The sequence below is a fragment of the Sphingomonas sp. jy18 genome, assembly GCF_056931895.1.
In genome coordinates, this window is sequence record NZ_JBXPBT010000001.1 from 179,208 (window position 1) to 199,020 (window position 19,813).

Here is a 19,813-nt window from a genome sequence, read left to right on the forward strand (position 1 = left end):
GGCCGCTTCTTTCACGAAGCGAAAACTCCCGCTAAGACCCCTTCATGGATCAGATCGTCATTCGCGGTGGCCAGCGTCTCAACGGCCGTATTCCCATCTCCGGTGCCAAGAACAGCGCGCTGACGCTGCTGCCCTGCGCACTGCTAACCGACGAGCCGCTGACGCTGCGCAATCTGCCGCGCCTCGCCGATATCGACGGATTCGGGCATCTGCTCAACCAGCTCGGCTGTTCGACCACCATCGAAGGATCGCGCCCCGAGGATTTTGGGCGGGTGATGACCGCGCGGGCGACCACGGTCACCTCGACCATGGCGCCCTATGACATCGTCCGCAAAATGCGTGCGTCGATCCTTGTGCTGGGGCCGCTGCTCGCGCGGATGGGCGAGGCGACGGTGTCGTTGCCCGGCGGCTGCGCGATCGGCAATCGCCCCATCGACCTGCATCTGAAGGCGCTCGAAGCCTTCGGCGCGGAAATGGAAATGGCGTCCGGCTATGTGAAGGCGAAGGCACCGGGCGGGCGGCTGCCCGGCGGCAAGATCCACTTCCCGGTCGTCTCGGTGGGTGCGACCGAAAATGCGCTGATGGCGGCGAGCCGCGCCAAGGGCACCTGCATCATCGGCAATGCCGCACGTGAGCCGGAAATCATCGACCTGTGCAATTGCCTGGTCGCGATGGGCGTCAGGATCGACGGCATCGGCAGCGAGACGCTGACCATCGAAGGCGTCGACCGTCTGCATGGCGCCACCTATCGCGTCATGAGCGATCGCATCGAGGCGGGCAGCTATGCCTGCGCGGTGATGGCGACCGGCGGCGAAGTCGATCTGGTCGGCGCCAATGCGGCCGAGATGGTGGCGACCATCGATGCGCTGGAGGAAGCCGGCGCGAAAGTGGAGGCCTATGCCGGCGGGATCAAGGTGGCGCATGACGGCCGGCCCAAGGGCATCACCCTGTCCACAGCGCCCTACCCCGGCTTTGCCACCGACATGCAGGCGCAGTTCATGGCGATGCTGTGCCTTGCCGAGGGCACCAGCGTGCTGACTGAGACCATCTTCGAAAACCGCTACATGCACGTGCCCGAGCTCGCCCGCATGGGGGCCGACATCACCGTCAAGGGTCGCAGCGCGGTAGTGCGCGGGGTGCCGGCCCTCAGCGGCGCATCGGTGATGGCCACCGATCTGCGTGCATCGATGAGCCTGATCATCGCCGGACTGGCGGCCAGCGGCGAGACCAACGTCAGCCGTATCTACCATCTCGACCGCGGGTATGAGCGGCTGGAGGAGAAGCTGGCGGCCGTAGGCGCGGACATCGAACGGGTCAGCGCCGGCTGATGCAGGTCGACACGCTGATCGTTGGCGGCGGCCATGCCGGTGCGCAGGCGGCAATAGCCCTGCGCCAAGGCGGTTATGAGGGCAGCATCGCCATCCTCGGCCGTGAAACCGAGCTGCCATACCAGCGGCCGCCACTGTCGAAGGACTATCTGTCCGGCGACATGGCATGGGAGCGGATGCTGATCCGCCCGCCGGCCTTCTGGCAGGATCGCAATATAGCGCTGATCGGCGGCCGAATGGCGGTGGCCGTCGATGCCGAGGCGCGCACCCTGACGTGCGATGACGGGTCGGCCCATGGCTACGCCAACCTGATTTGGGCCACCGGCGGGGAACCGCGGCGGCTGATGTGCGAGGGCGCCGACTTCGAGCGGGTGTTTGCCGTGCGCAGCCGCGCCGATGCCGATGCGATGATGGCGGTCCTGCCCGATGTCGCACAGGTCGTGGTTATCGGTGGCGGCTATATCGGACTCGAGGCGGCAGCGGTGCTGACCAAGCTCGGCAAGGCGGTGACGCTGATCGAGGCGCTGCCCCGCGTGCTGGCGCGGGTGGCGGGGGAGGAGCTGTCGCGCTTCTTCGAGGCCGAGCATCGCGCGCATGGCGTCACGCTGCTGACCGAGACGGGCGTCGATGGCATCGAAGGCAGCGACGGGCGCGTCAGCGGCGTGCGCCTGACCGACGGACGCGTGCTGCCAGCGGACATGGTGATCGTCGGCATCGGGATCATCCCTGCGGTCGAGCCGCTGGTCGCCGCCGGGGCCGACGGTGCACTGGGCGGCGTGCTGGTCGACGCAACCTGCCGCACCAGCCTGCCGCACATCTGGGCCATCGGCGACGGCGCGGCACAGGCCACGCCCTTCATGCCGGATGGTGCGGTGGCGCGGATCGAATCCGTCCAGAACGCCAACGATCAGGCGAACACGGCGGCCAGAGACATCCTCGGCGATTCGCGCCCGCATGCCGCGACGCCATGGTTCTGGTCGAACCAATATGATCTCAAGCTGCAGACCGTCGGCCTCTCCTCCGGCCACGACCGCACCGTGCTGCGCGGAGACCCGGCGACGCGCAGTTTTTCCGTGGTCTATCTGCGCCAGGGGCGGGTGATCGCACTCGATTGCGTCAACATGGTCAAGGATTATGTGCAGGGCCGCAAGCTGGTCGAGGATGGTGCAATGCCCGACCTCGCCCGGCTGGCGGACGCTGCCCTGCCGCTCAAGGAAGTGATGGCCGCCACCTGATTTCCCTCTCGCGCAACGCCGGGCGGGATGATAGATCGATAGATATGAAGCGTCGTTCCGCCCTCCTGCTTTGCGCCGTGGCGCTCGCCCTGGTCAGCATCAGCGGACCGACCGGGCGCATCACCATCCAGACCCACGACCTTGCCGACCCGTCGCCGCATCGGGTCGAGGCGACGCTTGCGCTCGGCAAGGCGGCGCTGGTGTTGCTGGTGACGTGGAGCCAGCGGCTGCGCTGAGCGTTCCCGCATTTGCCGCGTGACGCGCGGCCACGTTCACACTATGTTCTGGATCGACTCACGGCAGAAGGGAAGCTGCGCCATGTCCGATCCGATCCTGTTCTACACCAATCCCATGTCCCGCGGGCAGATCGTCCGCTGGGCGCTGCACGAGGCTGGCGCGCGCTATGAAGCGCAGCTGCTCGACTATGGCACCACCATGAAGGACGCCGCCTATCGCGCGATCAATCCGATGGGGAAGGTCCCGGCTATCGTGCACGATGGCCATGTCGTCACCGAATGCGCCGCCATTTGCGCCTATCTGGCCGACGCTTTCCCCGATGCCGGGCTGACCCCGGAGCCACAGGCCCGCGCCGATTATTATCGCTGGCTGTTCTTCGGCGCCGGACCGCTGGAGGCGGCCATCACCAACAATTTTCTGAAATGGGTACCGACCGAAGAGCAGCAGCGCATGGTCGGCTATGGCTCGTTCGAGGCTGTGCTCGATGCGCTGGAATCGGCGGTGGCCGGCAAGGCCTTCATCGCGGGCAACCGCTTCACCGCCGCGGACATCTACGTCGGGGCGCAGATCGACTGGGGGCTGCAGTTCAACTCCATCCCCACGCGCCCCGCCTTCGAGGACTATATCGGCCCGATCCGCGACCGGCCCGCCTACAAGGAAGCCAAGGCCATCGACGCAGCCCTGATTGCCGCGATGGACAAGTAGCGCCCTCGTCCGCTCAGGCAGGAGCGCAAAGCAGAAGGCCCGGCGGATCGCTCCGCCGGGCCTTCCCGTTCACGTCCCTGTCGCGCGCTTATTCGCGGCTGCCGAAGATGCTCAGCAGGAACTGGAACATGTTGACGAAGTCCAGGTAGAGGTTGAGCGCGCCCATGATCACGGCCTTGCCCATCATGTCGGTGCCCCGCACATGATAGTAGGTCTGCTTGATCATCTGCGTGTCATAGGCGGTGAGGCCAGCGAAGATCAGCACGCCAAGGATGCTGATGACCAGCGCCATCGCACTCGACTGGAAGATGAAGGCATTGAGCAGCATCGCGACGATGATGCCGACCAGACCCATGATCAGGAAGGTGCCGAACGCCGACAGGTTGCGCTTGGTGGTATAGCCGAACAGGCTGAGGCCCACGAACGCGGCAGTGGTGGCGAAGAAGGCCATGGCCACCGATTCACCGGTGAAGCGCAGCAGCGCCATCGACAGCGACAGGCCCATGATCGTGGCAAAGGCCCAGTACAGGCCCTGCAGCGCCGCAGTCGACAGGCGGTTGATGCCAAAGCTCATCACCATGATGAAGGCGAGCGGTGCCAGGATGATTACCCATGCGAGCGGACCGCCCTGACCCGCGGCCATGGCGCGGGCGAATTCGGTCTGCGCGAACAGCATGGCGACGATGCCGCTGAGCAGCACGCCCGATGCCATGGTGTTGTAAACCTTCAGCATATAGGACCGCAGGCCCGCATCGGTCGCGCTGTCAACGCTGCCGGCATAGCCGTACGCCGTGGCCTGGCCCTGGGGGTCTGACCAATTTGCCATGATGACTGTTCTCCATCCTCAAGCCGTCCGGAATAGGACGGTGCTGCCGCGAATATTGTGTTTTTGCGCTGCAGTTTCAAGTGAAACCGGACACGGCTTGGCGCGCGGCCAGCCGGACTTTACATGGGGCGGTGATGCCGCGCCTGTTCGTCGCCCTCCGTCCGCCCGCGCCGATGCGCCAGCACCTGATCGGCATGATGCACGGCGTTGCCGGCGCCCGCTGGCAGAGCGACGCGCAGCTGCATGTGACGCTGGCGTTCATCGGGGAAGTCGACGGTGCCCAGGCGGAGCGCATCGATTCGGCGCTCGCTACTGTCGACGCGCAGGCATTGGCGCTGGGGGTCGCGGGGGTCGGCAGCTTTAGCGATGGTCATGGCGGCAGCCTGTGGGCCGCCGCCACGCCGGCCGACGCATTGACCAGGCTGGCCCACAAGGTCGAACGCGCCCTCGCCCGCGCCAGAGGCCCCTCGAAACAGCGTAGCTACGTGCCGCATGTAACGCTGGCGCGCATGAACCGCTCGACCGGTGCCTTCGATGACTGGCTGAGCGCGCACGCCACCACCGTCATTGCGCCATCCACTGTCGACCGCTTCGGCCTGTACGAAAGCCGGCTGGGCCATGGCGGATCGGCTTATCATCTGCTGGCGGACTATCCGCTGCGCTGACCCGCGCAGCCGGCCGAAACACGAACTTGAATCACCATTCAGGTTGCGGCAATGCCCCGCCCTGCTAAGCCTGTAGCAACAAGGCGGCAACAGCCACGGGTGGGAGACGAGCGTGACCGAAGCGACCGGGGAAACAGCGACAGCCAGCGCCGCGCCGGATGAGCCCAAAGCAACCGGCTACAGCTGGTATGTGCTGATCGTTCTGGTGGTGGTCTACATCCTCAATTTCGTCGATCGGCAGATCATGTCGATCCTGGCGGTCGACATCAAGGCCGATCTCGGGCTGACCGATGCCGACATGGGTTTCCTGGGCGGCGCGGCCTTTGCGGTCTTCTACGCGCTGTTCGGCATTCCGTTGGGCCGCCTTGCAGACAATTGGAGCCGCACCCGGCTGCTCGCCATCGGCCTCGCCTTGTGGTCGACGATGACCGCACTGTCCGGCTTCGCGCGCGATCAGGCGACGCTGACGCTGGCGCGGATGGGTGTGGGCGTAGGGGAAGCGACCGCCAGCCCGACTGCTTACTCGCTGATTTCCGATTATTTTCCCAAGCGTCAGCGCGCCACCGCGCTCGCCATCTATTCGTCGGGGCTGTACATCGGCGGCGGTATCTCGCTGTTTATCGGCGCGCTGATCGTGCAGGCGTGGAACAACGCCTATCCCGGCGGCGGGCCGATGGGCCTGGTCGGCTGGCAGGCGGCATTCCTCGCTGTCGGCGTACCCGGGCTGATCGTGGCGCTGTGGGTGCTGAGCCTGCGCGAGCCGGCACGCGGCGCGATGGACGGGGTGCCGACGGCGATGCACCCGGCCCCGTTCCGCAACTTCCTGGCCGACCTCTCCACAATCGTGCCGCCCTTCACCCTTATCGGGGCCTGGCAACGCGGTCCGGCGGCGCTGGCGATCAACATCGGCTTTGCTGCGGCAATCTCGGCCTTCGCCTGGTGGATGATCCGGTTGACCGGCAATCTGCCGCAATGGTCGGCGGTCGGCCTCGGCTATTATGCCGTGTTCAGCTGGGCATCGACATTGCGCGCCAAGGACCCCGCGACCTTCCGGCTGATCTGGGGCACGCCTGCCTTCATCTGCACCACGCTGGGCTATGGGCTGGTCAGCCTTGCCGCCTATGCGCTCGCCTTCTGGTCGGCACCCTATGCGGAGATAGTGCTGGGTCTGCCCAAGCAGCAGCTCGCCCTTATCCTTGGCGCCAATGGCGCGCTGAGCGGCTTTCTGGGTGTAATTCTGGGCGGGGCACTTGCCGACCGGTTGCGGGCCAAGAATCCGGCCGGGCGCATCCTGATGATCATCTTCGGCGTCGTCGGGCCGATCGTGCCGATCTGGATCGGCTATACCACCGACAATGCGGTGCTGTTCTACGCAATGAATTTCGTCGCCGGCATGTTCGGTGCAACAGCGCTGGGCGCGGCGGCGGCGACGACGCAGGATCTGGTGCTGCCACGGATGCGCGGCACCGCCACTGCTGCCTTCTTCCTGGGCACAACCTTGGTCGGCCTGTCGTTCGGGCCCTATATGGTCGGCCAGATTTCGGATCTGGCGGGCACGATGGTCGACGGCAAGCTGGTGGGCGATCTGCGGACCGGCATCCTGTCGCTGATCGGCGTCGCCCCTATCGCGCTGGGGCTGCTGATCTATGCCTATCGCGCCGTTCCTGCTGCCGAAGCGACCATCGCGGCGCGCGCCGGCGAGTAGGCGATCCGTGACCGCGCCTGGCGGTGCCGGGCGTCAGGAAAGGATCAGGCGCCTGTCCGCGTCAGCACCGCGCAGGCGATGCGATCGCCGCTGTTGCCGCTGGGGTCGGTGCGTTCGTCGTCGGGACGCGCGTGGACCACGACAGCCGCGCCATCGGCATCCATCAGACCGCCTTCGCCATCGAACATGCCGGGCAGCGCGGCGGTGATGCGGCCGCGGCCATCGGGCGCGACGACCAGATTGGGCAGATCGCCATGGTGGCTACCCTGCGGGTTGAGGCGGCCGTGCTGCCGTGCGGTCGGGTTCCAATGCCCGCCAGCGCTGGTGAAGCGCGGCGCCTCGCAACTGCCGACCATGTGGACATGCGCGCCATAGGTGCCTGCCGAAAGTCCGGTTGTGGCCAACGTCAGCGTCATGGATCCGTCCGGCAGCCGGTCGATGGTCGCGACACCGACATCGGTGCCCTGCGCATTGAGCAACGCGCCCTGCGCCGCAAGATAGTTGCGGCCGCCATCCATCGGCGCGCAGGCCGTGAGCGTCGCGGTGGCAGCGAGTAGGGCGAGCATCGAGCGCATGGGTCAGACTCCGCAGGTGGGCGAAACGATGGCACTACAATGCACCAGACCGGCTTCAGGTCCAAGGCCTCTGCCATATGCCGATGCCGCCGCGGCAAGAAGCGTGAAAGCTCAGCTGTCGGGATGACCGACGCTGAAGTGGGTGAAGCCGGCGCGAACGACTTCGTCACGACGGTAAATGTTGCGCAGGTCGACCAGCACCTTGCCCCGCACCAGCCCGGCGAGCCGGCTGAGATCGAGCGCGCGGAATGCGTCCCATTCGGTGACGATGACGACGGCATCGGCGCCCTCTGCGGCGGCATAGGCGCTATCGACCATCTCGACGCCGGGCAGCATCGGTGCCGCAGCCTCCATCGCCTCGGGATCGGTCGCCACCACCTGCGCCCCGGCATCCTGCAGCGCCTGGACGATGGCGAGGCTGGGGGCATCGCGCATGTCGTCGGTATTGGGCTTGAAGGCGAGGCCGAGGATCGCGACCCGCTTGCCGCGCGCATCGCCGCCCAGCGCATTGATGACCTTGCGGCCCATCGCCCGCTTGCGGGTGTCGTTGACGGTCACCACCGCCTCGACAATGCGCTGCGGCACGCCATTGTCCTGCGCGGTCTTGAGCAGCGCCAGCGTGTCCTTGGGGAAGCAGCTGCCGCCATAGCCGGGGCCGGCATTGAGGAACTTGCCGCCGATGCGGTTGTCGAGGCCGATACCGCGCGCGACATCCTGCACATTGGCACCCACCACCTCGCACAGATCGGCGATTTCATTGATGAAGGTGATCTTGGTGGCGAGGAAGGCGTTGGCCGCATATTTGATCAGTTCGGACGTACGGCGCGCGACGAACAGCAACGGCGCTTCGTTGAGGAACAGCGGCCGGTAGATTTCGCGCATCACCGCCTTGGCACGCTCATCCTCGCTGCCGATGACAATGCGGTCGGGCCGCTTGAAATCGCCGATGGCCGCGCCTTCGCGCAGGAATTCGGGGTTGGACACGACCGGGACATGCTTGCCCCCCGACACTTCGGCGATGATCCGCTCGACTTCGTCGCCGGTCCCGACCGGCACGGTCGATTTGGTGACGACCACGCAGTCGCCCCGCAGCGTCTCGCCGATCTCCTTTGCGGCGGCATAGACATAGGACAGGTCGGCATGGCCGTCGCCGCGGCGCGACGGGGTGCCGACGGCGATGAACACCGCATCGGCGCCGGCAATGCCTTCGGCGATGTCGGTGGTGAAGCTCAGTCGCCCGGCGGCGACATTGGCGGCAACCAGCGAATCGAGGCCGGGTTCGTAAATCGGCATGCGGCCCGCCAGCAGCGCGTCGATCTTGCCCTGGTCCTTGTCGACGCAGACCACACTATGACCGAAATCGGCAAAGCAGGTTCCCGATACCAGCCCGACATAGCCGGTGCCGATCATTGCAATCTTCATGGGTCGCTTCCCTCGTGTAGCGCGTCGACGGGTAGGCGGCCCCAATGCAAAGCGGGGCCGCAAAAATGTGCGGCCCCGCCTAGTCGTTTGCCCTGCCGCAATCAAGCAAGGCCGTTGGTCGCTCGCGGTGCAGGCCGGATGGGAGCGATCCGCCCCCGAACGCAGCCGTCCGGTCAGAAATCGCGCGCGTAATTTTCGTTGCCGACGAAACCGATGCCTTCGACGCCGCTGCGCTTGATCACCGCCAGCGTCTGATCGACCAGCGCATAGCGTGCCTGCGGCTCAGGCTGGAAACGCAGTTCGGGCTGCGGCGACATCAGGCGGGTGCGCTCGAGCTGGCTCGACAGCGCGGCCAGACTGGTCGGTTGCCCGTTCCACAGCACGGCGCCCTGCGCGGTGACGACGATGCTGTTCTTGTCGCGCTCCGGCGTCACCAGAAGCGACTCTGTCGGGACATCGATCTTCACGGCATGGGTCTGCACCGGCAGGGTGATGATGAACATGATCAGGAGAACCAGCATCACGTCGATCAACGGCGTGGTGTTCATCTCGCCCATGGGCGACTCGGATTGCGATGCAGTAAGGCTGATGGCCATGGCACTCTCCTTCTCTCGTGAAGCCCAATCCTTTGTTATGTTATCACATATGGTATCACGACAGCCGGCCGGCACAAAGCGGTTTTGCAAGCCAAGCGCCAGTCACCGCCGCAGACGCGAAAAGGGCCGCGATTGCTCGCGGCCCTTCAAGTAGTTCGTTGTCGCAGCGCGCGGTCAGAAGTCGCGGGCGTACCGTTCGTTACCGACGAAGCCGAGACCGCCGACACCGCTGCGCTTGATGGTCGCCAGCACCGAGTCGACGATGACATAAGGCGCCTGCGGGTGCGGTTCGAGCTGCAGCTCAGGCGTGGGAGAGATCAGCTTGGTCTCTTCCAGATACTGCGCCAGCTGCACGAACGATGTCGGGTTGCCGTTCCACAGGATCGCGCCGCCATCGGTGATGAACACCTTGTTCTTCTGCGGCTCGACCGGGCTGGGGTTGGGGTTCGGGGTCGGCAGGTCGATCATCACCGCGTGGGTCTGCACCGGCAGGGTGATGATGAACATGATGAGCAAGACGAGCATGACGTCGATCAACGGCGTCGTGTTCATTTCGCCCATGGGTGCGTCGGCACCGCCGCCGCCCATTGAGATCGCCATAGTTCAATCCTTCCTTGTCACTCGGCCGACCGGATCAGCGCGTCACTGCCGCGCCCGGGCCGGGCTCGGAGATGAAGCCGATCTTCTGGAAGCCGGCGAACTGCAGCGTGTAGATCGGGCCGCCGATGCAGCGGTAGGGGGTCGCCACGTCACCGCGGATGTGCACCTGCGGCAATGTTTCTTCAGTGAAGTTGGCGTAACCGCCGACCTTTTCGGCTTCCTGTTCAAGCCGTTCCTGGCCCAGACGCAGCAAATCGACCGAGTTTACTGGAGTATTGCCCCAGTAGACTTCGCACGCGCCGGTCGGGCCGGGACGGATCCACAGCTGCACATTTTCAGGCTTGGTGGTGGTCGGCTCGAAAACGATGTCGGGCAAGGTCAGCTCGACGGTTTCGATCGCCACGGGAACCGTGATGAGGAAGATGATGAGCAGAACCAGCATCACGTCGACGAGCGGCGTGGTGTTGATGTCCGACATCGCTTCAGGGGCGGCTCCATCGCCGGAGCCCATGCTAATCGCCATTATCCAGCATCCTGTCTGTCAAACTCGCCACAAGTCCCGGGCAGGACCTGCGGCAGTGGCAGGGTGCGGGCTGAGCAGGACAGGTAACGCCTGCTCAGCCGCATTCCCTTAGCCTCAGGCCTTTGCGGGCGCCGGAGCGGCAGGCTTGGCAGCCGGAGCAGCAGCCGACACGGCCGGACGGACCTGGCCGTTCGACATCATGTTGCCGAGCACGTCGTTGGCGAAGGTCGAGAGATCGCGGCCGATCTGCTTGTTGCGGGCCTGCAGCCAGTTGTAGGCCATAACCGCAGGCACGGCGACGACGAGACCGATGGCGGTCATGATCAGCGCTTCACCGACGGGGCCGGCAACCTTCGAGATCGACGGGTCACCGGTCTGTGCGATCTTGATGAGCGCGTTCAGAATGCCCCACACGGTGCCGAACAGACCGACGAACGGTGCGGTCGAACCGACGGTGGCGAGGAAGGACAGGCCGCCCGAGAGAACCGAGATGATGTGGTTCTGCGAACGCTCCATGGTGCCGTGCATCCAGTCATGCGCTTCGACCGGGTCAGCAAGCTTGCTGTGGTCGTTCTGGGCGCGCAGCGCGTCTTCGACGATCTGGCGATAGGCGCTGTTCTTTTCGAGCTTGGCAGCGCCCTCGGCGAGGGTCGGCGCACGCCAGAAGCTGGCCTGCATGTCGCGGCCCTGCTTCATCACCTTGTTCTGCTCGAACAGCTTGGTGAACAGGATGTAGAGCGAACCGACGAACATGACGATCATGATGAAGAGCGTTGCCCAGGTAACCGGGCCGCCTTCCTCGATGGCCTTCATGAAGCCGAACTGTTCTGCAGCGGCAGCGCCGGAGGCGGCAGCGGCGAAGAGATTGATGGTCATAACTTGCTTCCCTCTCGAATTCGAATGGGGCCGGCCCTTAAACGGTCACCGGCCCCGGTTTGGATGATCAGTTTTCCGGAATCTGCCACACGACACGACGTGTGAAGGTGCCCGTGGTCGGCTGCCCGTTGCGGTCGAAGGCCGGATTGAACCTGGCGCGACGCTGGATGTTGCGGCAGGCGGCCTGGTCGAGCGCGCTGTTGCCGCTCGAGCCGGTCACTTCGCACGATGCGGCACGACCGTCAGGCCCCACGGTGACGCGCACCGAGGTTGTGCCTTCAGCTTCGTCACGCAGCGCCGACGGCGGATAGTCGTCCGTCGTGACCCACGAGCTTGGGTTGCCGCGCGGCGTTGCCGGGCGCGACATGTCAGGCGTGGCCGGCGGCGCGGGAGGCGCAGGCGGCGTGATGATCGGCGTCGGCGGCTGCGGCGGCGGAGGCGTCGGCACCGTCTGGATCGTGTTGTTCGTGTTGGTCGGCGGAATGATCGACGGCGGCGCAACCACAGGCGGCGGCGGCGGCAACTTGTTATCCGGCGGCGGAGGTGGCGGCGGCTCCTCCGGCGGTGGCGGCTCGTCCACCGCGACCACATCGAGCTTTTCAATTACCTGTTTCACTGCATTGATCGCGAGACCGCTGATCAGCAGCCACCCAAGCAGGAACAGAATCACACCGGTCAGGACGACCGAGATCACCCTGCTGGTGGGATCGACTGTATCACCGTAAGCCATCCAGAACCCTTGCTCCTCTAGTCAGGCTAGTCGCCGACGACACCTCACGGCGCGCCGGCCCATCGAAACATCCGGTCGGTTCGCTTGTTGACCGGACCCGTCTCCCGCGCATTTTTGCGGTGGTCAGGGTCCTTGGAGCGCCCGAGCTCTCTTGCTCTTCCTTCGAATCGGGTAACTATCGCGCAGCGCCGCCGTGCGCAAACCATTTATCGACGGTAAATCTCAGCCTTGTTACATGCGGGCCGCTGCGGCATGCCTGCCTGCCAACGGAGTTTCCCTGATGTTCTCCCGCCCTCTCCTTCGCCGGTCCGCGCTCGTTCTGGCCTTGATCGCTCCTGCGACTGCCACCCCGGCCACAGCGCAACCCCAGGCGCCAGCCGCCATTGCACCGCCGAGCAGCTATGCGTCGATCGCCGATGTCGCCATTGGTGCCGAGACGATCGTCGATGCCCGCATCCGCCGCGCGCGTCCGATCCCCGCCGAACAGGCGGTCGGCATTCCGCCGCATCTCGTGCGCCTTTACGTCGAGGCGGATGTGAATACCGTCATCTATGGCAATGCGCCGCTGGCACGGCGGGTCGGCTTCCTGGTCGATCAGCCGCGCCGCACCGATGGGCGGCCGCCACGGCTCGATCGGACGCGCGTGCTGCTGTTCGCGCGCCCGGTCGCGATATCCAACCGGCTGCAGCTGGTGAACCCCCAAGCGATGCGTATGTGGGATGCCGCGCGCGATGCGACCGTGCGTAGCATCGTGGCCGAACGCGCCGCCGCCCCGGTTCCGCCCGAGATCACCGGCATCAGCCAGGCCTTCCACGTGCGCGGCACCGTGGCAGGTGAGAGCGAGACGCAGATTTTCCTGACCACCGCCAGCGGCGATCCGGTGTCGCTGACCATCCTGCGCCGACCGGGCGAAGCGGCGCGCTGGGCCGTGGCCTTCGGCGAGATCGTCGATGAATCCGCGACCATACCGCAACCGCGCACATTGGGCTGGTACCGGCTGACCTGCGGATTGCCGCGCACCCTGCCCCCCGCTGCGCTGGCCAGCCTCGACAGCAATGGCACGCGCGCAGCTGCGCAGGATTATGCGCTGGTGCTGCGCAGCCTCGGCACGTGCGACCGCGATCCCCCGCCCGCTCCGCCGGCGCAACCCGCACCGCGGGGATAACTTGGCCGCACCGCGGGGGTGACCTGACCGCAGCGCGGGGGTGACTTGGCGGGCCGGGGACAGTAGGGGCGCGGGCTGACCTTCACGAGGACCAGCCCGATGCCGCATGCCCCCGCCCCGCACCGCCCGCCGTTCCGCATCGCCGTCGCCGGATTGGGGACGGTCGGCACCGGCGTGCTGCGCCTGCTCGACGAGAATGCGTCGCTGATCGCCCGCCGCGCCGGTCGCGCGATCGAGGTGGTCGCCGTCTCCGCCCGCAGTCGCCACAAGGATCGCGGCATCGACCTCTCCCGCTATCGCTGGGAAGACGATATGGACGATCTGGCCGCGCTCGACGATGTCGATGCGGTGGTCGAGCTGGTCGGCGGATCGGACGGCCCTGCCCTCACCCTCGCCCGCAACACGCTGGCGCGCGGCAAGGCGCTGATCACGGCCAACAAGGCGATGATTGCGCACCATGGCATGGAGCTGGCGCGCATCGCCGGCGGCCGTGATATTCCGCTGAAGTTCGAGGCAGCTGTCGCTGGCGGCATTCCGGTGATCAAGGCGCTGCGCGAAGGTGCCTCGGCGAACCGCATCGCCCGAGTATATGGCATCCTCAACGGCACCTGCAATTTCATCCTGACCAAGATGGAATCGGAAGGCCGCGACTTTGCCGACGTGCTTGGCGAGGCGCAAGCCAAGGGATTTGCCGAGGCCGATCCCAGCTTCGACATCGACGGCATCGATGCCGCGCACAAGCTGTCGATCCTCGCCGCAATGTGCTTTGGCACGCAGCTCGATTTCGATGCAGTGTCGACCAGCGGCATCCGCAACGTGCTGGCGGCGGACATTCGCGAGGCGCAGGCACTGGGCTATCGGGTACGGCTAATCGGCATGGCCGAACAGCGTGACGACGGTCTTGCCCAGAGCGTACAGCCCTGCCTGGTGCATGAGGACCATCCGCTGGGCTATGTTCCCGGATCGCTCAACGCCGTTGTCGCCGAGGGCAATTTCGTCGGGCGGCTGTTCTTCGAAGGCGCGGGCGCGGGCGACGGGCCGACCGCCAGCGCGGTGGTGGCGGACATCATCGATGTCGCACGTGACGAATATGGTCCGGCCTTCGCCATGCCGGTCGACCAGCTCGAGCCGAGCGCCATCGCGGACGGCGGCGCGCGCATCGGCAAATCCTATGTCCGCCTGATCGTCGAGGACCGCACCGGCGTGCTGGCGCAGATCGCCATCGCCATGCGCGATGCCGGTGTTTCGGTCGAAAGCTTCATCCAGCGCGGCAGCAGCGACGGGCAGGCACTGATCGCGCTGGTGACGCACGCCGGTGAAGCCCGTGCCGTCGATGCCGCGATCGCTGCGCTAGCCGCCTCCCCGCACATCATCGGCGCGCCGATGCGGATGCCGATCCTGGATCTGTAAAGCCGCAATCCGGCACCGGCCCCGCTTGCCATCGGTTCGGCAGGACGGTTAGGTGGTGCGCGTCGACCAAGGGGGCCGCATGACATCCGCATTCAAGCTTTCCGATGCGCTCAGCATCGGCTTCGGTACGCTGACCGCCAATCCGCGCATCGTGCTGCCCTATCTGGCGCTGGCCGCGATCCTGCCATTCATGGTCTTCGGCTTTTTCCCGCAAGCGAGCATGCGCAATTTTCTCGCGCTGACGGTCAATCCCGGCACCTATCTGGCCGACGGATCACCGCTGACCATCGTTTCGATCTTTCTGGTCGCCGGTTTCACCATTGCCGCCGTGCTGTTTGCGGCATGGCAGGCGCTGCTTTCCGAATCGCGGGACGGCATGGTCGGCGAGCTGATGTACGGCTTCGTCGCCGCTTTGCTGTCGATGCTGGTGGCGGTGGTGATCTATATATTGTGGTCGGTGCTGTTCACCATTGCGTTCGGAGCAGTTGGGGCTTTCATGGGCATCAGCCTGGCGTTGACCGACCCCGGCAATGCGGCTCAACTGGGCGCGGTGACGATCATGGTCACGCTGGCGCTGATGTTGCCCCTGCTGTGGCTCAATGCCCGCCTGTGCCTCGCCGGCCCGGCGATGGCGGCGAGCGGCAGCATCAATCCCTTTGCGGGTCTTGCGCAGTCGTGGCGGATGACCGGCCCGGCACAGTGGCGCATCCTGTTCTACCTGCTGGCTTTCCAGATTCTGGGCTTCGCGCTGGTGATCGGCGTGTTCGCCGGCACCACCGCGCTGATCGTCGCCAGCGACGGGACGAGCTGGCACGACCGGGCGGTGACGGGCGCGTGGCTGCTGACAACCCTTGCCCTGGTCGCGCTGTTCATCACCGTGCCGCTGGGCCTCTATCGCGCGCTGCGATCGGACGTCGACGTCACCGTGTTCGATTAACAGCGGGGCTGCGATCAGCGGTTCGCTCCGCGGAACCGCTCTGGGATGGGCGCGCCCTCACCCAGATTAGCGTCAGGATCGAGCAGCAACCCGACCAGCTTGATCGCGCCGCCAACGGTGCCGATGACATCCACGCCGCCCCGGCACTGGTTGGAGATGGAAGCCCCGCACGGCACGCCGGACGGGTCCACGGCCGCGCCGTCGGTCGAACCGGGCACCGGCCCGTACAGCTCAGGCACCGGCAGCGCCTGATCCTGCACCGGCGCGCAGACGACGATGTCGCCGCTGGCCGCACGCGCGATACAATCGGCGCGGGACGACCGGCGGAAATGGGCTTGCGCGACCAGCGCCGCCGCGTCCGGTCGCTCGGCTTGCGGCGGCAGATCGACCGGCACGGCTTGGCCGCCGACCGGGACGGCAACGCACAGGCTGGCCATCGCCGCTATGGAGGCAAGCTGTCTCGACATCGTCACCCCGCTGCCCTAGTGGCCCGGCACGCCCATCGCAGACAAAGGTATTCCCCGTCATGACCGTTCAGGCAAGCAAGAACCTCGATCGCGTGCTTGTGCTGGAGATGGTCCGCGTGACCGAGGCGGCGGCCATCGCCGCATCGAGGCTGATCGGCCGCGGCGACGAGAAGGCCGCCGACGCCGCTGCGGTGGAGGCAATGCGCGCCGCGCTCAATTCGCTGTACATGGACGGCACCGTCGTCATCGGCGAAGGCGAGCGCGACGAGGCCCCGATGCTCTATATCGGCGAAAAGGTGGGCACCGCACCGGGCAAGGGCCCCAAGATCGACATCGCGCTCGATCCGCTGGAAGGCACCACCATCACCGCCAAGGCAGGCCCCAACGCGCTGGCGGTGCTGGCCATTGCCGAAGAGGGCGGCCTGCTCAATGCGCCTGACACCTATATGGACAAGATTGCGGTCGGCCCCGGCTACCCCGAAGGCGTCATCGACCTCGGCAAGAGCGTGACCGACAATGTCTGCGCGGTCGCCGCTGCGAAGGGCGTGCGGCCGGACGAGATCATCGTCTGCGTGCTGGACCGCCCGCGCCACGAAGCGATCATTGCCGAGCTGCGCGGGCTTGGCTGCGGCATCATGCTGATCCCCGACGGCGACGTGGCCGGCGTCATCGCGACCAGCGATCCCGACACGACCGTGGATATCTATATGGGCCAAGGCGGCGCGCCCGAGGGCGTGCTGGCCGCTGCGGCACTGCGCTGCGTCGGCGGGCAGTTCCAGGGCCGGCTGGTATTCCGCAACGAGGATGAGCGGGCGCGGGCGCGCAAATGGGGCGTGACCGATCTCGACAAGATCTACAGCCTGGAGGAACTCGCCAAGGGCGATGTCATCTTCGCCGCGACCGGCGTGACCGACGGATCGCTGCTGGAGGGGGTCAAGCGCAAGCGCGGCGGCATCACCACCACCGAAAGCATCGTCATGCGCTCGTCGAGCCGCACGGTGCGCCGGGTGAAGAGCGAACATCGCGAGAAGCTGGAAGTATAACGCCGCGCAGCGACCGCCCGATGCAGTCGGCGCGCAGTTGCGCCAAAATCCGGAACGGCACGAATCCCCCTTTGCACTTGCGTGCCATCGGCTAAGACTGGGCCCAAAGCCGGATGCAACCGGCGGCAAAGGGGGCAGCATGCGGACGATCGCGTCGAAGTTTCTGGTGGGAGTCGCAGGTGCCAGCCTGCTGCTGACGTCGAGCGTGTCCAGTGCGCAATCGCGCAACGATGGCCCATCGGATTATCTCAAGTGCGATGGTCAGCCCAACAACATGACCGCCGGCGAATCGCTCGGGCGGCTGGTCGGTGCGCTGACGCTGCTCAGCATCTTTGCGCCGCCGCCCGAAGGAGCCAATCCAGCGGCCCGGCTGATCGGTCATGACGGCATCACCGCCTGCTCTCGACTGATCGACGGGGTGGGCGGGGACCCGGAATCGAACCCGCAACGCCGGGTGCCGCTGATCATCGCGCGCGCCATCCACCATATCGAGGCGGCCGATTACACCGCCGCGCTTGCCGATGTAGCCAAGGCGCGTGAGGAAGCCGCCGCCGCCGGTCTGGCAGGCAATCCGCTGTACGAGCGCAGCACCGGCCGCGGCGTGGCGATGATCGAGGCGCATGCGCGGCTCAGACTCGGCGAGATCGAGGAAGCGCGCCGTGTCGCTCTTTCCGGCATTGCCGGGCAGCGCCATTCGCTGTTCGGCCTCTACGGCTATTATGCCTTCAACGAGTTTTCGGACGTGCGCACGCCGGACGAAGACCTCTACTATCAGAGCTTCAGCCGGCTGCTGCCGCCGGTCACCTACATCTATGCCGCCCGGCTGGAAGAGACCGGTGACTTCGCCCAGGCCGCGCTGCTGCGCGAGGACATGATCGGCCTGCTCGACGTTCTGGAGAGCAAGGAGCGCTCCTCCTCCAGCTACGCTACTGCAGCGCTGGCGCAGGGGCTGGCAGGGAATTGGGAGCGATCCAACCACCTCGCCGAGCTTGCCCGCACCAACATGGAAACCCGCATCCGCGAGGGCAATCCAGAGAATAACAGCAGCGTCGCGGTCGAAATCCTTGACCTGCAGACCGTGCTGCGCGCGCATGCCGAGGGTCGCACCGCCGAGGCGCGGCGGCTGTTCTCCGGTCGCTCGGCCTGGCCCGGCGTCAGCTTCGGCGCGCTGGTCGAGACCACGCGCCGCCTGCGCGAAGGCGCGAGTGAGGCAGAACTGATCGGCCCGTTGGCAATGACGCCCGAGGCGCTGTGGACCCGCCGCCGCGAATCCGAGCTCGCCTCGATGATCGAGAAGGACAAGGATAACCGCACCCTGTGGCGGCACCTGCGCGATGCACCCAACGTCGCCAGTTATCGGGCCATTTCCCGCGAGGTATGGCGCATGGACCGGTCCCGCTTGCTCGGGCGGCCCAACCTCGAAGGCTGGCAGGACCTGCGCATGCCCTATCAGGGCGGCGTGCTCGCCGGGCTCGACGGGATGATCCTGCACGCAGCCCTGCAGGCGCGCCACCAGGGCAAGCCGGGTTTCGTGCTCCTGACATCCCCGACCAACCCGACCTTCGCGCTCGTGCGCTTCGGCGCGCCGGGCGATCGCGGCATCAGCGAGGGTCGGTTCATCGATGCCGCAGCGGCCATTGCCGAGCTGGAACCGCTGATCCCGAGCCCGGAGGCAGTGCGCGCCCAGCAGCAGGAAGAGCGCCGGCGGCGGCGGTAAGCATGGTCCTCCTCCCCGAAGGGGGAAGACGCTATTCCGCCAGCGCCTTCTTGTAGATGCTGCGCTGCGGCTTTTCGAACAGCTTCATTACCATCGGCTCGAAGAATTCGAGCGGCGCGCTGTCATAGGCCGGGTCGAACGCGGTCTGGTCATATTTGGCGCAGAAGTCCGCACAAGCTTCGAAATGCGGGTGGCCGCGGAACTGTTCGCGCATGTCCTTGTCGAGGCCGAGATAGTCGAAGAAATAATAGCCTTGGAAGATGCCATGGTTCTCGCAGATCCAATGCTCCTCTTCCGAGACAAAGGGCTTGATGATCGCGGCGGCAATGTCCGGATGGTTATAGGCGCCCAGCGTGTCGCCGATGTCGTGCAGCAGCGCCATCACCACATAGGATTCGCTGCGGCCATCGCGGTGGGCACGGGTGGCGGTCTGCAGGCAATGGGTCAGCCGGTCGACCGGGAAACCGCCATAATCGTTGGCCAACAGCTTGAGATGATCGAGCACCCGCCGGCCGCCCTGCGGCGAATGTTCGCGCGCGCAGGCTCCGATGATCTGCCAGTCTTCCAGCGTGCCATGTTCCATGGCGGTGAAGGTGGCGCGCGGCGCGGTGGCCGGATGTTCCAGGGTCGTGCTCGTCATCGTTGCTCTCCCGTCGGCTAATGACAGGGAGCGTGCCATAATTTCCGATTATGGCAAAGCCGCATCACATTGGGGCAGCACATGTCGCCCGTTGTCGTAATGTCGCGCGAAAAGCGCAGCTTGACGCAGACATGCCAAATCTTGGGCTGGGCCGTCTTGTCAATTTAAATACTAGAGAATAGCTCTCCCCCGAGAGGAGGCACCATGACAGAGAACAGCAAGCACCGCGACAGCGACGGCAACGCCGCCGCCGCGCTCAAACTAGTGACAGAGGCGCTGCAACGGATACGTTACGGTGCGATCCAGCTGACGGTCCACGAGGGACGGCTGGTGCAGGTCGATGTGACCGAGCGCAGCCGCTTTCCCGCCTGACGCCACGACGCAGCAAGCAACCACAGAACGACAAGGGCT

At 65.9% G+C, this 19,813-nt stretch carries 22 protein-coding genes; 12 read left to right on the plus strand and 10 right to left on the minus strand.

Annotated features, from left to right (window positions below; translation table 11 throughout):
- Positions 1-44: 44 nt before the first annotated feature.
- The 4 genes from murA (at position 45) to AC0QC4_RS00880 (ending at position 3,505) form a co-directional block, all read left to right on the plus strand.
- Complete coding sequence (gene murA / locus AC0QC4_RS00865) at positions 45-1,328, plus strand: UDP-N-acetylglucosamine 1-carboxyvinyltransferase (protein ID WP_483657707.1); 1,284 nt, start codon at positions 45-47, stop codon at positions 1,326-1,328.
- Positions 1,328-2,563, plus strand: a complete 1,236-nt coding sequence (locus AC0QC4_RS00870; RefSeq protein WP_483657710.1) for an NAD(P)/FAD-dependent oxidoreductase — start codon at positions 1,328-1,330, stop codon at positions 2,561-2,563. The genes murA and AC0QC4_RS00870 overlap by 1 nt, the downstream gene beginning before the upstream one ends.
- A gap of 44 nt (positions 2,564-2,607) precedes the next feature.
- Positions 2,608-2,799 carry a hypothetical protein gene (locus tag AC0QC4_RS00875; RefSeq protein ID WP_483657712.1) on the plus strand — a complete coding sequence of 64 codons (192 nt, stop codon included), beginning with the start codon at positions 2,608-2,610 and terminating at the stop codon, positions 2,797-2,799.
- An 82-nt stretch (positions 2,800-2,881) separates the two neighbouring features.
- Positions 2,882-3,505, plus strand: a complete 624-nt coding sequence (locus tag AC0QC4_RS00880; RefSeq protein WP_483657714.1) for a glutathione S-transferase family protein — start codon at positions 2,882-2,884, stop codon at positions 3,503-3,505.
- Between the two features lie 88 nt (positions 3,506-3,593).
- Here the strand turns inward: AC0QC4_RS00880 and AC0QC4_RS00885 are convergent, their stop codons facing one another.
- Entirely contained in the window at positions 3,594-4,331 is a 738-nt protein-coding gene (locus AC0QC4_RS00885; protein ID WP_483657716.1) for a Bax inhibitor-1/YccA family protein, read from the minus strand.
- 134 nt (positions 4,332-4,465) lie between these two features.
- Between AC0QC4_RS00885 and thpR the strand changes: the two genes are divergently transcribed.
- Positions 4,466-4,996 (plus strand): RNA 2',3'-cyclic phosphodiesterase, encoded by a 531-nt coding sequence (gene thpR, locus AC0QC4_RS00890; RefSeq protein WP_483657718.1) that lies wholly within the window; start codon positions 4,466-4,468, stop codon positions 4,994-4,996.
- 112 nt (positions 4,997-5,108) lie between these two features.
- Positions 5,109-6,701: a spinster family MFS transporter gene (locus tag AC0QC4_RS00895; protein ID WP_483657720.1), complete on the plus strand. Its 1,593-nt coding sequence runs from the start codon at positions 5,109-5,111 to the stop codon at positions 6,699-6,701.
- A gap of 44 nt (positions 6,702-6,745) precedes the next feature.
- Here the strand turns inward: AC0QC4_RS00895 and AC0QC4_RS00900 are convergent, their stop codons facing one another.
- From AC0QC4_RS00900 to AC0QC4_RS00930, 7 genes are all read right to left on the minus strand, one after another.
- Positions 6,746-7,276 (minus strand): superoxide dismutase family protein, encoded by a 531-nt coding sequence (locus tag AC0QC4_RS00900; protein WP_483657722.1) that lies wholly within the window; start codon positions 7,274-7,276, stop codon positions 6,746-6,748.
- Positions 7,277-7,387: 111 nt separating this feature from the next.
- A complete protein-coding gene (locus AC0QC4_RS00905) occupies positions 7,388-8,698 on the minus strand; it encodes a UDP-glucose dehydrogenase family protein (protein WP_483657724.1) in 1,311 nt (436 codons plus the stop codon).
- 173 nt (positions 8,699-8,871) lie between these two features.
- On the minus strand, positions 8,872-9,294 hold the full coding sequence (locus AC0QC4_RS00910; RefSeq protein WP_483657726.1) for an ExbD/TolR family protein: 423 nt from the start codon (positions 9,292-9,294) through the stop codon (positions 8,872-8,874).
- 174 nt (positions 9,295-9,468) lie between these two features.
- Positions 9,469-9,894 carry an ExbD/TolR family protein gene (locus AC0QC4_RS00915; RefSeq protein WP_483657728.1) on the minus strand — a complete coding sequence of 142 codons (426 nt, stop codon included), beginning with the start codon at positions 9,892-9,894 and terminating at the stop codon, positions 9,469-9,471.
- Positions 9,895-9,928: 34 nt separating this feature from the next.
- On the minus strand, positions 9,929-10,417 hold the full coding sequence (locus AC0QC4_RS00920) for an ExbD/TolR family protein (protein WP_483657730.1): 489 nt from the start codon (positions 10,415-10,417) through the stop codon (positions 9,929-9,931).
- A 114-nt stretch (positions 10,418-10,531) separates the two neighbouring features.
- Positions 10,532-11,293 (minus strand): MotA/TolQ/ExbB proton channel family protein, encoded by a 762-nt coding sequence (locus AC0QC4_RS00925; RefSeq protein ID WP_483657732.1) that lies wholly within the window; start codon positions 11,291-11,293, stop codon positions 10,532-10,534.
- Between the two features lie 67 nt (positions 11,294-11,360).
- A complete protein-coding gene (locus AC0QC4_RS00930; RefSeq protein WP_483657733.1) occupies positions 11,361-11,987 on the minus strand; it encodes an energy transducer TonB in 627 nt (208 codons plus the stop codon).
- A gap of 316 nt (positions 11,988-12,303) precedes the next feature.
- Here AC0QC4_RS00930 and AC0QC4_RS00935 point away from each other — a divergent pair, with 316 nt between their 5' ends.
- The 3 genes from AC0QC4_RS00935 (at position 12,304) to AC0QC4_RS00945 (ending at position 15,535) form a co-directional block, all read left to right on the plus strand.
- Positions 12,304-13,188 (plus strand): hypothetical protein, encoded by an 885-nt coding sequence (locus AC0QC4_RS00935; RefSeq protein WP_483657735.1) that lies wholly within the window; start codon positions 12,304-12,306, stop codon positions 13,186-13,188.
- 99 nt (positions 13,189-13,287) lie between these two features.
- On the plus strand, positions 13,288-14,598 hold the full coding sequence (locus AC0QC4_RS00940) for a homoserine dehydrogenase (protein WP_483657737.1): 1,311 nt from the start codon (positions 13,288-13,290) through the stop codon (positions 14,596-14,598).
- A gap of 79 nt (positions 14,599-14,677) precedes the next feature.
- Positions 14,678-15,535, plus strand: a complete 858-nt coding sequence (locus AC0QC4_RS00945; protein WP_483657739.1) for a hypothetical protein — start codon at positions 14,678-14,680, stop codon at positions 15,533-15,535.
- Positions 15,536-15,549: 14 nt separating this feature from the next.
- On the opposite strand, the gene AC0QC4_RS00950 is transcribed toward AC0QC4_RS00945, so the two are convergent.
- The gene (locus AC0QC4_RS00950; protein ID WP_483657741.1) at positions 15,550-16,002 is read right to left on the minus strand and encodes a hypothetical protein; all 453 of its coding nucleotides are present in this window, start codon (positions 16,000-16,002) and stop codon (positions 15,550-15,552) included.
- 59 nt (positions 16,003-16,061) lie between these two features.
- On the opposite strand from AC0QC4_RS00950, the gene glpX reads away from it, so the two are divergent.
- Positions 16,062-17,045: a class II fructose-bisphosphatase gene (glpX, locus tag AC0QC4_RS00955; protein WP_483657743.1), complete on the plus strand. Its 984-nt coding sequence runs from the start codon at positions 16,062-16,064 to the stop codon at positions 17,043-17,045.
- A gap of 139 nt (positions 17,046-17,184) precedes the next feature.
- A complete protein-coding gene (locus tag AC0QC4_RS00960; protein WP_483657745.1) occupies positions 17,185-18,762 on the plus strand; it encodes a hypothetical protein in 1,578 nt (525 codons plus the stop codon).
- 31 nt (positions 18,763-18,793) lie between these two features.
- Here the strand turns inward: AC0QC4_RS00960 and AC0QC4_RS00965 are convergent, their stop codons facing one another.
- Complete coding sequence (locus AC0QC4_RS00965) at positions 18,794-19,402, minus strand: HD domain-containing protein (protein WP_483657747.1); 609 nt, start codon at positions 19,400-19,402, stop codon at positions 18,794-18,796.
- Between the two features lie 204 nt (positions 19,403-19,606).
- On the opposite strand from AC0QC4_RS00965, the gene AC0QC4_RS00970 reads away from it, so the two are divergent.
- Complete coding sequence (locus AC0QC4_RS00970; RefSeq protein ID WP_483657749.1) at positions 19,607-19,774, plus strand: YezD family protein; 168 nt, start codon at positions 19,607-19,609, stop codon at positions 19,772-19,774.
- The last annotated feature ends 39 nt before the right edge of the window (positions 19,775-19,813 follow it).

Bases quoted from the DNA above. Each gene is read 5' to 3' on its own strand.
- murA (WP_483657707.1), top strand. From the start codon at position 45: ATGGATCAGATCGTCATTCGCGGTGGCCAGCGTCTCAACGGCCGTATT.
- AC0QC4_RS00940 (WP_483657737.1), top strand. From the start codon at position 13,288: ATGCCGCATGCCCCCGCCCCGCACCGCCCGCCGTTCCGCATCGCCGTC.
- AC0QC4_RS00905 (WP_483657724.1), bottom strand. From the start codon at position 8,698: ATGAAGATTGCAATGATCGGCACCGGCTATGTCGGGCTGGTATCGGGA.
- AC0QC4_RS00960 (WP_483657745.1), top strand. From the start codon at position 17,185: ATGCGGACGATCGCGTCGAAGTTTCTGGTGGGAGTCGCAGGTGCCAGC.
- glpX (WP_483657743.1), top strand. From the start codon at position 16,062: ATGACCGTTCAGGCAAGCAAGAACCTCGATCGCGTGCTTGTGCTGGAG.
- AC0QC4_RS00885 (WP_483657716.1), bottom strand. From the start codon at position 4,331: ATGGCAAATTGGTCAGACCCCCAGGGCCAGGCCACGGCGTACGGCTAT.
- AC0QC4_RS00915 (WP_483657728.1), bottom strand. From the start codon at position 9,894: ATGGCGATCTCAATGGGCGGCGGCGGTGCCGACGCACCCATGGGCGAA.
- AC0QC4_RS00935 (WP_483657735.1), top strand. From the start codon at position 12,304: ATGTTCTCCCGCCCTCTCCTTCGCCGGTCCGCGCTCGTTCTGGCCTTG.
- AC0QC4_RS00900 (WP_483657722.1), bottom strand. From the start codon at position 7,276: ATGCGCTCGATGCTCGCCCTACTCGCTGCCACCGCGACGCTCACGGCC.
- AC0QC4_RS00880 (WP_483657714.1), top strand. From the start codon at position 2,882: ATGTCCGATCCGATCCTGTTCTACACCAATCCCATGTCCCGCGGGCAG.
- AC0QC4_RS00870 (WP_483657710.1), top strand. From the start codon at position 1,328: ATGCAGGTCGACACGCTGATCGTTGGCGGCGGCCATGCCGGTGCGCAG.
- AC0QC4_RS00945 (WP_483657739.1), top strand. From the start codon at position 14,678: ATGACATCCGCATTCAAGCTTTCCGATGCGCTCAGCATCGGCTTCGGT.
- AC0QC4_RS00910 (WP_483657726.1), bottom strand. From the start codon at position 9,294: ATGGCCATCAGCCTTACTGCATCGCAATCCGAGTCGCCCATGGGCGAG.
- AC0QC4_RS00970 (WP_483657749.1), top strand. From the start codon at position 19,607: ATGACAGAGAACAGCAAGCACCGCGACAGCGACGGCAACGCCGCCGCC.
- AC0QC4_RS00925 (WP_483657732.1), bottom strand. From the start codon at position 11,293: ATGACCATCAATCTCTTCGCCGCTGCCGCCTCCGGCGCTGCCGCTGCA.
- AC0QC4_RS00875 (WP_483657712.1), top strand. From the start codon at position 2,608: ATGAAGCGTCGTTCCGCCCTCCTGCTTTGCGCCGTGGCGCTCGCCCTG.
- AC0QC4_RS00950 (WP_483657741.1), bottom strand. From the start codon at position 16,002: ATGTCGAGACAGCTTGCCTCCATAGCGGCGATGGCCAGCCTGTGCGTT.
- thpR (WP_483657718.1), top strand. From the start codon at position 4,466: ATGCCGCGCCTGTTCGTCGCCCTCCGTCCGCCCGCGCCGATGCGCCAG.
- AC0QC4_RS00965 (WP_483657747.1), bottom strand. From the start codon at position 19,402: ATGACGAGCACGACCCTGGAACATCCGGCCACCGCGCCGCGCGCCACC.
- AC0QC4_RS00920 (WP_483657730.1), bottom strand. From the start codon at position 10,417: ATGGCGATTAGCATGGGCTCCGGCGATGGAGCCGCCCCTGAAGCGATG.